This window comes from Candidatus Desulfosporosinus nitrosoreducens (genome assembly GCF_030954495.1).
Classification (GTDB): Bacteria; Bacillota; Desulfitobacteriia; order Desulfitobacteriales; family Desulfitobacteriaceae; genus Desulfosporosinus; species Desulfosporosinus nitrosoreducens.
Window position 1 is genome coordinate 160814 of sequence record NZ_JAVHUW010000070.1, and the last position, 10841, is coordinate 171654.

The following is a 10841-nucleotide window of genomic DNA, read 5'->3' on the forward strand; positions in this document are numbered from 1 at the left end:
TCCCATCGTAAATTGAAAATGAGGAGGATTTTTATGATTCAGCAGGAATTGGTGGAAATTGGGCGGCGGGCGAAGCAGGCTGCCCGTCAGTTGGCCTATGCCAGCACGGAATCTAAAGACAAAGCCCTTCTCGCCATGGCTGAGGCTTTGCTGGAAAATGAACAAGATATCCTGCGGGCTAACGCCGCCGATATTCAGGCAGCGGAAGAAAAAGGCATGAAAAAAAGCCTTGTCAACCGTTTAAGGCTTACAGAGGCGGGAATCTCGCATATCAGCCAATCGTTAAAAGACGTGGCCGTTTTACGAGATCCGGTAGGAGAAGGGGAAGTTTGGACAAGGCCCAACGGGCTGCGTATCCAACAGACCCGGGTTCCTCTCGGTGTGGTGGCGATGATTTACGAAGCGAGGCCCAATGTAACCGTTGATGCGGCGGCCTTATGTCTGAAGTCCGGTAATGCCGTGATTCTCAGAGGAGGCTCGGAGGCTTTGGAAAGCAATAAAGTTTTGGCCAGGGTAATCGCAGACGCCGCCGCAGCGAGCGGGTTGCCCTCGGGGTCTATTCAATTGATTACGGAAACGAATCGCGAGTGGGTTCAACAACTAATGCGTATGAACGATTATGTCGACGTCATCATCCCCAGAGGAGGCGCGGGGCTGATTCAAACCGTTGTCCAGAATGCCACAGTGCCTGTCATCGAGACAGGAACAGGCATGTGTCACGCTTTTGTTGACCGGGAGGCGGATTACACCAAGGCGGTCCCTATCGTTATCAATGCGAAAACCCAAAACCCCGGGGTCTGTAATGCTTTAGAGACACTTTTGGTGGATGAGGCCATTGCCCGGGAGTTTCTCCCTTTAATCGGCGGGGAGCTGCAAAAACACTGTGTGGAAATAAAAGGCTGCCCTAAGACCTGTCAGATCTTGCCCTATGCCCAGCCTGCTGAAGAAGACGATTGGGTCTCTGAACATCTGGACCTTGTTCTCAGTGTAAAAGTGGTAGCTCACTTAGATGCTGCCCTTGATCATATTTATCAATACAGTACGAAGCATTCGGAGGCGATTATCACTGAGAATTATTCCAAGGCGCAGCGCTTCCTCAAAGAAGTTGACGCGGCAGTGGTTTATATTAATGCCTCGACTCGTTTTACCGACGGAGGAAGGTTCGGCTTTGGAGCGGAAATCGGAATCAGTACCCAAAAGCTGCATGCCCGCGGACCCATGGGGCTGAAAGAACTGACGACTATCAAGTATATGGTTTATGGGGACGGGCAGACCGTTTTATAAGTACAGGTTTTCTATAACTGCCATTCTGAGGATAATTCAGGCTAGACGCTGTGAATTATCCTTATTTAGGTGGCCGCATCGAACGTAAAGCAGTACGATAGTCTTTGTCACTGTGGTCTTTGGCTGGAGAAACAGAATACTCCGGTTTGTCTTTAGTATGGTATTGGCGCAAAATGTTTCGATATTCCTGATCAGATAAGGTTAGGGTTTGATCTTTTTTCTCAGGAATAAAATCTTCTTGATTTTTGTCTAAAACCTGATGTTCGATGTCTGCATCAGGCTCTTTTGTGGCAACTTTGGCTTCAGGTTGGACGGTTTGTGTTGTTTCCGTCCGGCCGAAGGACCGCATATTAAAGGTTAGGAGAAGAGCTACGACAATGAGAGCGATGACCCCAAAAGCAATTAGAGAAAGCATTTGATCCACTCCTTTGGCAAATTTTTTGTAAACCCTGAAATTTAATGATTGTACTAAAAAGACTTGGAATTCCAAGTCTTTTTAGTATTGTCAGAAAGTATAACTTCATTGCTACTTTCTGCAAGCCCCTTGAGCCCAATCAGGCATGGAATTTCTGAACAGTTTCAGCGACACGCCTGCCGAGAGCCCTTCCTAAAGCCAGATCAGATTCACTCGGCATATTTGGCGGACTGTCGGAGGTGTTTTCAACGGGACAGGTGATGCCAACACCATAGTACGAGCCGTAAAGGGCATTTTCAGGAATTGTCCCCGGTAAGCCTACGATGAGCATTCCTTGGTGAAGCATGGGAGTTAAGAGATTAAGCAATGTCGATTCTGTTCCACCGTGAACTGTTGCTGTCGTACAAAAAACTGCACCGACTTTGTCAATTAATTTGCCTTCCGCCCAGAGGTTGCCCAAATTGTCGATCCATTTCTTCAAATTGGCGCTTATGGTTCCAAAATGATCGGGGCATCCCCAAATAACGGCGTCCATCTCGGCTAAATCCTCCGGTTGGCTTTCGGATATATGTTTAAGATAGACCTGTGTATTGGCAACACTTTCAGCGCCCTCGGCAATTGCTTTAGCAAGAATTTCAGTATGTCCACCCTCACTGTCATAAACAATGTAGACTTTCATTTTTAATAAAGCCTCCTTTGCGAAAGATCTCTAGATAGATTTCCAATTTCCCTATCATGCTATGCAAAGGTCTGAAACGCTTACCTAATATTCCCTGACATACTAACTTCCTATCTATCGAAAACTAACCAAAGCTGAATTACATGCTTAGAAATTCAAGATTAAGATGATGTTTCAACATAGCAAAATATCAATGGAGGTTTGACAGTATGAGTAACGGACGGGCGGCTAACACCAGCAAAGTAATTTTGGTGAATATTATTGTTTTGGTGCTTCTCATTGGCGGAGGATTTGCAGTTTATTATTACTACAATCAATCGTATTATTATGCTTCAACAGATAACGCGCGGATTGATGGTCAGTTAATAACAATCAGTGCTTTAGGAAATGGCAAAATCGTTGACTGGAGCGGGGCGGTCAACAATCGGGTCAGCGCCGGGCAACGCCTGGGGGGAATTCTCTTAGCGGGAACTTCATCTTCCACCGCCACGGATATCACTATGCCGGCTAATGGAACGATCGTGCAGCAAAATGTTATTCCCAACAGCTTTGTGGCCGCGGGTACCCCGTTAGCTTATGCTTATGACCTGGACAATTTATGGGTCAGTGCCAACATTAACGAAACGAATATTAGCAATATCCAACAAAACCAAACGGTTGATGTCTATGTTGACGCTTATCCCGGGACGACCTTGTCAGGGAAGGTCAGCCAAATCGGACTTACGACAGCCGCACAATTTTCCCTTATTCCCCAACAAAATACAACCGCTAATTTTACGAAAGTGACTCAAGTGATCCCGGTAATTATAACCTTGGATGGCTATAAAGGACTGAATCTCAATCCGGGCATGAGTGTAACGGCACGAATACATATTAAATAGAGGAGTTAACACGATGATTATTTTAGTGTTCGGCTATGTTTTGTTCGGTTTTGCCCTGTTGATTTTTGTTAACATGACGCTGATTGGCAGGAAAGATAAAAATTTTAAAAGAACCAACAAAAACTCACAAATCTTAGATGAACCCGCTATCGTTGAGCCATCAATGAGTTCGGCTTCCAATATTGCCGGTCCTGTTCAAGCGCCGATTATACCGCCGCGCACTAAGCCGACGCGGGCCGGCGTCCCGCAATTTAATACGCTGCAAATTCTTACAGTTTTAATGTTAGGAGCTTTTGTCTCTATTCTGAACCAAACGTTGGATAACGTTGCAATTCCGCATATGATGTTGGATTTTAATGTTTCAGCGAGTACCATTCAATGGATTGTGACGGGATATATGCTGGTTAACGGAGTTTTGATTCCTATCACTGCTTTTCTGATGGAATCTGTGGGAAGCCGGAAGCTCGTTTTGGCAGCGATGATTTCTTTTACCTTAGGTTCCTTTATTTGTGCTTTAGCCCCCACATTTCCGGTATTTATGATTGGCAGGATTATTCAAGGGATTGGTGCGGGAATTCTGATGCCCCTATTAACTAATGTGTTCCTCAGTATTTTTCCGCCTCAGCAGAGAGGGAAAGCTTTAGGTACGATGGGGATCGTCATGGTTTTTGCGCCGGCGATAGGTCCAACTCTTGGAGGGTGGGTAGTTCAAACCTACTCCTGGCGGCTTCTCTTTTCCGCACTCGTTCCTATCGGCATCTTGGATTTGTTTTTAGCAGTCATTTGGATGAAAGATGTCTTAACGTTGAGCTTTCCGAAGTTTGATTTGTGGGGAGCGGTCTTTTCGACGATTGGTTTGGGAAGCTTGCTTTATGGGGTTAGCGAAGCAGGCAACAAAGGGTGGAGCAACGCGGAAGTTGATATTTTTTTAGCTGTCGGCATTTTCGCAATTGTTCTCTTTATCCGGCGAGAACTAACCGTTGATAAGCCAATGCTGGAGTTAAGAGTTTATAAGTATCGAATTTTCTCCTTGACGATTATCATCAATGCTGTGGTAACGACGGTAATGTACGCGGCTATGATGCTGCTCCCGATATACTTGCAAAATATCCGCGGTTTTACTCCTCTGCAATCAGGGTTTCTTTTGCTGCCGGGAGCTTTATTGATGGGAGTTATGGGGCCAATTGCCGGGGCGGTTTTTGATCGTATCGGCCTAAGGGTTTTGGCAGTCGTCGGCTTAATGATTACGGCTCTGGCGACTTGGGAGTTTACTAAATTAACGTCAGAAACCATGTATGACAACATTTTGTTGCTTTATACCGTTCGTTCCCTGGGAGTTTCCTTAATCATGATGCCGCTCATGACAGCGGGGCTTAATCAATTGCCCAGACGTTTGAACAGTCATGGCACTGCGATGTTCAATACCATGCGCCAGGTTTCAGGATCTCTGGGTACGGCAATTTTGGTTACGATCATGACCACAAGGTCGACGATTCACTTGGCAACTTATGCTAGTACAGTGACATCAACCAATCCCTCTATTCTTAGTCAGTTGAGTAATCTTGCTTCCCATTTGTCTCTTTCGCCTCAGACGGGACGTGCTCTTGCCCTTCAGGAGATTTATGCTTTAGTATCGCAACAAGCCACGATTCAAGGAATCAATGACTCGTTTATTGTGGCTACTGTTTTAGCATTCGTTGGTTTAATACCGGCCCTGTTTATCAAAAAAGTAATCGCGTCCAAGACTGATCCTGCTTAAAAAGAAGTGATTGGTCGATCGGATAGGCAAAACTGTAAATCTGGCAGGTATCCCTTATAATATTAATTTCTATGAAGGAGCATGGTGCGGCCACTGCTCCTTTATTATGGCTACAATCACTATTTCAGCCACCCGGAAGAATAAGTGAAAATAATTTGTTGTACAATCTGGAGTAACAATGATTAATTGAAAGGTTATTTAAAAACTTCCGTAGAATAAATTAGGAAAAGGTCTGCTTTAGGGACTGGCACCAAGCCAGAGGTCTTTTAGGGTTAATGAGGACCTGGTATTAAAGCCAATTTGCTGGAGAACTGGAGAAATAGCCATTGATTTTTAATTTTGATATTTGAGCAGATGAATTTTCTAAAGAAACGGTGATAACTTTGAATATTTCATGCAGCGCCCAAAAAAAGATCATAGAAATACCTAGCGAAGGTACGGCAGTAATTGCCGGATATTGGAGCCCTAAGCTGGGGCTGAATCCTCAGCCTGCGTTTGTAACGTGGAAGGAAGGCAAAATAAACCGGCTTACCCCTGTTCAAGAATCGGAGCACATAGACGGTAACACCCTGGCCTGGGACTCTTACTACCTTCAACCGGGCTGGATCGATGCCCATGTGCATTTGGCCTTAGACAGTATTGATTTTTATCAGTGCTTAAAAAATTGGGAAAATCCTGAGCTGATTGAGGAAAAAATCCAAGGGTTTTTGGAAAACTACCTTAAGTTAGGGATTGTTGCCGTCAGGGACGGCGGGGACCTGCCGGGATTTTCCTGGCTGGCGAGGAGAAAAGTTCAAGAGGGCATTTGGCCTGGACCGAGGGTTATTTCCGTGCGTGAAGCGGTTAATCGCCAAGGTATGTATGGCCGTTTTCTAGGTCGGGGCTTTGACAGTTTAACTGCTTGGCATGATCAAGCGCCGGGATTTTATCAGCAGGGGCTTGACCAGCTTAAAGTAATTGTTTCCGGCTTGATCCGTTTTGACCGGTATCAAGTTGTAGGGCCAACTCAATGGACGGCCAAGGAACTGAGAGATATTGTGGAAACCGCGCATCGGCGCGGGATTCTCGTAATGGCCCATGCCAGTGGAGAAGAAGGGATTTCGGTAGCCATCGCCGCAGGTGTGGATTCTATTGAGCACGGATATTATATGACCGGGCAGCATTTGGAACAAATGAAGAAACAGGGCATTGCCTGGGTGCCGACGGTGGCGCCCATCGGCAATATTTTAAAATACCCGACAGACCGTTATTCGCCCCAGGAAGTGGATATCTTAAAGCGGATTTTGGACAGTCAAATTTCCGGAATTCATGAGGCATACCAAAGTGATGTTCGAATTGGAGTCGGCACGGATGCCGGCGCCTACCTTGTGCCCCATGGTGAGAGCTTATTTGATGAAATAGCTTGGCTGGCCCAAGCGGGAATTCCTAAATTAGATTTGTTTTCTCTGCTGACACGAGAAAATGCTCGAATTTTAGGCCGAGAAGATTTAGGAGATTTAGATCTTGGAACAGCGATGGATTCTTTGCAATTGGCGGCTTCGCCACTTTAACCAAGCAAACTTATAACAATCCCATAATACAAGAGCCACGGCAGCGGAGAGCGTTAAAAACCCGGATAGTAATAATATTTAAGTAGAGGTGAGCCGGACGTATGGAGTTGTACTCGGAAATTCCCGTTGTGGAAACGATTAAAAAGAGAACTTCTGTCAGGACATATAATGAAAAATCATTATTATCCGGCGAAATAAAAGAAAAATTAAGCAGATTTTCTTCACTGCTTAAAGGCCCCTTCGGCAAATCCTCGCGTTTCGAAATTATTGAAAGTGATATTGCTCGAAGGGATGCCAATGTTCGTTTAGGAACCTATGGAGTTATCAGGGGCGCCGAGACCTATGTTGTTGCAGCCGTAAAAAAAGGGGAAAAGGATCTGGAGGAATTCGGATATATTTTCGAGTCGTTTATTTTATATGCGACTTCATTAGGACTAGGGACGTGTTGGCTGGGAGGCACTTTTAAAAAAAGTGAATTCTCCAAAGCAATTGGGCAAAAGGACGATGAGATTTTGCCTTGCATTTCTCCGCTGGGTTTTCCCGGTGGGCGCAGGAGCTTGCTGGAATCGACTATGAGATTTTCTGTTGGTTCGGACAAGAGAAAAAGCTGGAAAGAACTGTTTTTTCAAAGGGGTTTTCACAAAGCTCTAACTGCGGCAGAGGCCGGAAAATATGTTATTCCTTTGGAAATGGTTCGCCTGGCGCCTTCAGCTTCCAATAAGCAGCCGTGGCGAATTCTCCAAGACGAGAGTGTGTATCATTTTTATCTTCAACATACGAAAGGCTATGCTAAACCTTTGGGATATGATATCCAAAGAGTGGATCTTGGAATTGCTATGTCTCATTTTGAACACACTGCCAGAGAATTGGGCATTAGCGGGAAGTGGCTGCACATTCCTCCACAGGACGTTTCCGTACCGTCTGATACGGAGTATATCATTAGTTGGCGGGAAGGCTGAGTCTGATGTCAAGGGAAAAAGCAATCTGAAATAAATGGAATTGTTGCCAAATCCATAAAGCCTTTAATATAACAAAAACCAGGTATATATCGTGGGTAGAGTCCACTATATGCCTGGTTTTATATTTATAAAAACTTATAAATATCCCTTTTGTAACAATCCCATAAGGCACAAAGCAAATTTTTTTATTTTTCCATTGGATACAAACAAATATACTGAATATAATGTACACGAGGGGTGTACATTATAGGGCAAATATGATAGTTTATAAGTAAATAAAGGGCTTAAACATCTATATATTCAACCGAATGTTCGCCGTACGCGGACAATTGATTTTTGCTCAAAAAGCCGGTTTGTTTTGAAAGGAGTTTTAGTAATGGGAAAAGGTGTTCTTGAGAATTTCTTACAAGAAAATATTAAGGACTTAAAAGACAAAGGGTTATTCAATGTTATTGACCCCCTGGAAAGTGCCAATGGACCGGTGATTAGAATTTCGGGTTTTGATCTTATAAATTTATCCTCAAATAACTATTTAGGCTTGGCCACTGATTCAAGATTAAAAGCCGCGGCGATTGAAGCTATTAATACTTATGGAGTCGGGGCAGGCGCTGTAAGGACGATCAATGGTACTTTAAAGTTACATGTACAATTGGAAGAACAAATTTCAGCCTTTAAACATACGGAAGCAGCTATTGTTTTTCAATCTGGTTTCAATTGCAATATGGGAGCAATTTCAGCTGTGATGGATAAGGACGACGCAATCCTGTCGGATGAATTAAACCACGCCTCCATTATTGATGGGTGCCGTTTATCTAAAGCTGCCATCATAGCTTATAAGCACTCCGACATGGCCGATTTGAGGGTCAAAGCTAAACAGGTCAAAGAGTCGGGCCTGTATAAAAAGATTATGGTGATTACCGATGGCGTTTTTTCTATGGATGGTGACATCGCCAAATTACCGGAAATTGCAGATATAGCCGAAGAATTTGATCTCATTACTTATGTCGATGATGCTCATGGCTCAGGGGTCTTAGGTGAGGGGGCCGGCACGGTTAAACATTTTGGGTTATCTCAAAAAATTGATTTCCAAATGGGTACTCTCTCTAAAGCTCTCGGAGTTATTGGGGGATACGTAGCAGGTAAGAAAGAACTCATAGAATGGCTGAGAGTCAGAAGCAGACCGTTTCTGTTTTCCACAGCTCTGACACCGGGAGATGTTGCCGCCTCCCTTAAAGCTATCGAAATCCTCTCTAATAGTACTGAATTACAGAGAAAACTATGGGAGAACGGGAACTATTTAAAACATGGACTTAAAACCTTAGGCTTTAACATTGGGGCCAGTCAGACTCCGATTACGCCTTGTATTATCGGTGATGAAAATTTGACTCAAAAATTCAGCAGAAAGCTTTACGAGAACGGGGTATATGCCAAAGCGATTACCTTCCCGACCGTACCCAAAGGCACGGGGCGAGTCAGAAATATGCCTACTGCCGCTCATACAAGAGAAATGCTTGACAGGGCCTTGGAGATTTATGCCGAAGCGGGCAAGGACATGGGGATTATCTAACAGAAGTCGGAGCTTATTTCATAGAGAAGAAACGGGGGATTAACCATGAAAAGAATCTTGGTTACGGGTGCTCTAGGTCAGATCGGATCAGAATTAGTTCCGAAATTGCGTGATATCTACGGTAATTCAAATGTCATAGCTACGGATATTAAACAAGAAAAGCAATATTGGCAGACTCAGTCAGGACCTTATGAGAGTTTGGACGTTTCGAATGTTCAGGCTATGTATAACTTGTGTAAAAAGTTTAACGTTGATACCATTATTCACTTGGCGGCACTTTTATCGGCGACAGCGGAGAAAAAGCCTTTATTGGCTTGGAACTTGAATATGGGCGGTTTGATTAATGCTTTAGAAACGGCTAAAGAACTTGAGTGCCAGTTTTTTACGCCAAGCTCGATTGGTGCTTTTGGACCCAATACGCCGAAAGAAAAAACTCCTCAAGTTACAATTCAAAGACCGACTACTATGTACGGGGTTACCAAAGTCTCCGGAGAATTATTGTGTGACTACTACCACCTTAAGTTCGGAGTGGATACCAGGGGGGTACGCTTCCCGGGTTTGATTTCTTACGTAGCTCCTCCGGGAGGTGGTACGACAGATTACGCGGTTGAGATATTTTACGAAGCACTTCTCCGGGGAAAATACTCTTGCTATATTGCGGAAAACACATACATGGACATGATGTATATGCCGGACGCTCTCAATGCCGTCATTCAGTTAATGGAAGCGGCTCCTGATAAACTCATCCATCGCAATGCCTATAATGTTACCGCAATAAGTGCTCAACCGGGAGATTTTGAGCAAGAAATTAAGAAGTTTTTGCCTGATTTTAGGGTGGATTATGAGGTCGATCCGATTCGCCAGGCAATTGCCGAGAGCTGGCCTGACTCAATTGACCCAACGGTTGCCGAAGAAGAGTGGGGGTTCACTGTTGGTTACGATTTAGGCAGATTAACTCAGGATATGTTGGAAAGGCTTCGGCAGAAATTCAGAAGTAATGCAAGTTAGCATCGAATCATCGGGAGGGCGCAGACTTGTAAAGTAAATAAATATTGACCATCTAAAGTGACTATGATATTATGATCATCGTCACTTTTTTAATGGTTCTTTGCTGGTTCAAGGATACACTGTTTTGAGAGATCCACTGTTTTAAGAAAGAATAATAAAAAACGTTGACAAATCAAGTCGAAAATGGTACTATAACTGAGCGCCGCAAAAGCGGCGATAACCTCTAAAACAGGTTAATCCATGGTCTTTGGTCACCTCCCGCCATCCTGCAAGAAGGTTGGTACGTGCGAAGACAGTGTCTTCGGGCTTTGGTGACACCCAGACCGTCCGTGGTCTTTGAAAACTAAACAACAAGGACAGCCAATGAGAGGGACTCGCAAGAGTTCCAAAAGGAATCATGAAATCATGAGCAAGATATCAACTTCTACTGAAGAAGTGAAATAGCTTTTTTGGAGAGTTTGATCCTGGCTCAGGACGAACGCTGGCGGCGTGCCGAACACATCCAACTCGACCGGACACAACCTCAACCGTTACATAGCGAGCGTATTCGTGCCGGACGGGCGAGTACCGCGCGGGTAACCTACCCACCAAGCCGGGACAACCCTTGGAAACGAGGGCTAATACCGGATACGCTTAAGACCTGGCATCAGGTTTTAAGGAAAGGTGAAAAGCACCTCGGAAGAGGAGTGAAAAAGACCCAGACACCGTACGCTTACAAGCAGTCCCAGCACGTTGGTGT

Annotated in this window: 9 protein-coding genes and 1 rRNA gene; 8 read left to right on the forward strand and 2 right to left on the reverse strand. The window is 44.6% G+C overall.

The genetic code is table 11. From position 1 onward, the window contains the following. The first annotated feature begins 33 nt into the window (after positions 1–33). Positions 34–1284, forward strand: a complete 1251-nt coding sequence (locus REC12_RS19945; RefSeq protein ID WP_308897522.1) for a glutamate-5-semialdehyde dehydrogenase — start codon at positions 34–36, stop codon at positions 1282–1284. 61 nt (positions 1285–1345) lie between these two features. Here REC12_RS19945 and REC12_RS19950 read toward each other — a convergent pair whose 3' ends face one another. After that, positions 1346–1699: a hypothetical protein gene (locus REC12_RS19950; RefSeq protein ID WP_308897524.1), complete on the reverse strand. Its 354-nt coding sequence runs from the start codon at positions 1697–1699 to the stop codon at positions 1346–1348. Positions 1700–1838: 139 nt separating this feature from the next. After that, positions 1839–2378 carry an NAD(P)H-dependent oxidoreductase gene (locus REC12_RS19955; RefSeq protein ID WP_308897526.1) on the reverse strand — a complete coding sequence of 180 codons (540 nt, stop codon included), beginning with the start codon at positions 2376–2378 and terminating at the stop codon, positions 1839–1841. Between the two features lie 209 nt (positions 2379–2587). Between REC12_RS19955 and REC12_RS19960 the strand changes: the two genes are divergently transcribed. From REC12_RS19960 to REC12_RS19990, 7 genes are all read left to right on the forward strand, one after another. Next, positions 2588–3259 carry an HlyD family secretion protein gene (locus REC12_RS19960; RefSeq protein ID WP_308897529.1) on the forward strand — a complete coding sequence of 224 codons (672 nt, stop codon included), beginning with the start codon at positions 2588–2590 and terminating at the stop codon, positions 3257–3259. Between the two features lie 13 nt (positions 3260–3272). Further along, entirely contained in the window at positions 3273–5018 is a 1746-nt protein-coding gene (locus REC12_RS19965; protein WP_308897531.1) for a DHA2 family efflux MFS transporter permease subunit, read from the forward strand. A gap of 383 nt (positions 5019–5401) precedes the next feature. Further along, a complete protein-coding gene (locus REC12_RS19970) occupies positions 5402–6568 on the forward strand; it encodes an amidohydrolase family protein (protein ID WP_308897532.1) in 1167 nt (388 codons plus the stop codon). A 101-nt stretch (positions 6569–6669) separates the two neighbouring features. Continuing rightward, positions 6670–7527, forward strand: coding sequence for a nitroreductase family protein (locus tag REC12_RS19975; protein ID WP_308897534.1), 858 nt, complete (start codon positions 6670–6672; stop codon positions 7525–7527). Between the two features lie 376 nt (positions 7528–7903). Then, positions 7904–9094, forward strand: coding sequence for a glycine C-acetyltransferase (locus REC12_RS19980; RefSeq protein WP_308897535.1), 1191 nt, complete (start codon positions 7904–7906; stop codon positions 9092–9094). 45 nt (positions 9095–9139) lie between these two features. Beyond that, positions 9140–10102 carry an L-threonine 3-dehydrogenase gene (locus REC12_RS19985; RefSeq protein ID WP_308897537.1) on the forward strand — a complete coding sequence of 321 codons (963 nt, stop codon included), beginning with the start codon at positions 9140–9142 and terminating at the stop codon, positions 10100–10102. 446 nt (positions 10103–10548) lie between these two features. After that, positions 10549–10841 (forward strand): 16S ribosomal RNA (locus REC12_RS19990); the annotation flags it as partial.

What these genes read in the sequence shown, in the direction of transcription:
- REC12_RS19945 (WP_308897522.1), top strand. Translation starts at nt 34, where the DNA reads ATGATTCAGCAGGAATTGGTGGAAATTGGGCGGCGGGCGAAGCAGGCT.
- REC12_RS19950 (WP_308897524.1), bottom strand. Translation starts at nt 1,699, where the DNA reads ATGCTTTCTCTAATTGCTTTTGGGGTCATCGCTCTCATTGTCGTAGCT.
- REC12_RS19955 (WP_308897526.1), bottom strand. Translation starts at nt 2,378, where the DNA reads ATGAAAGTCTACATTGTTTATGACAGTGAGGGTGGACATACTGAAATT.
- REC12_RS19960 (WP_308897529.1), top strand. Translation starts at nt 2,588, where the DNA reads ATGAGTAACGGACGGGCGGCTAACACCAGCAAAGTAATTTTGGTGAAT.
- REC12_RS19965 (WP_308897531.1), top strand. Translation starts at nt 3,273, where the DNA reads ATGATTATTTTAGTGTTCGGCTATGTTTTGTTCGGTTTTGCCCTGTTG.
- REC12_RS19975 (WP_308897534.1), top strand. Translation starts at nt 6,670, where the DNA reads ATGGAGTTGTACTCGGAAATTCCCGTTGTGGAAACGATTAAAAAGAGA.
- REC12_RS19980 (WP_308897535.1), top strand. Translation starts at nt 7,904, where the DNA reads ATGGGAAAAGGTGTTCTTGAGAATTTCTTACAAGAAAATATTAAGGAC.
- REC12_RS19985 (WP_308897537.1), top strand. Translation starts at nt 9,140, where the DNA reads ATGAAAAGAATCTTGGTTACGGGTGCTCTAGGTCAGATCGGATCAGAA.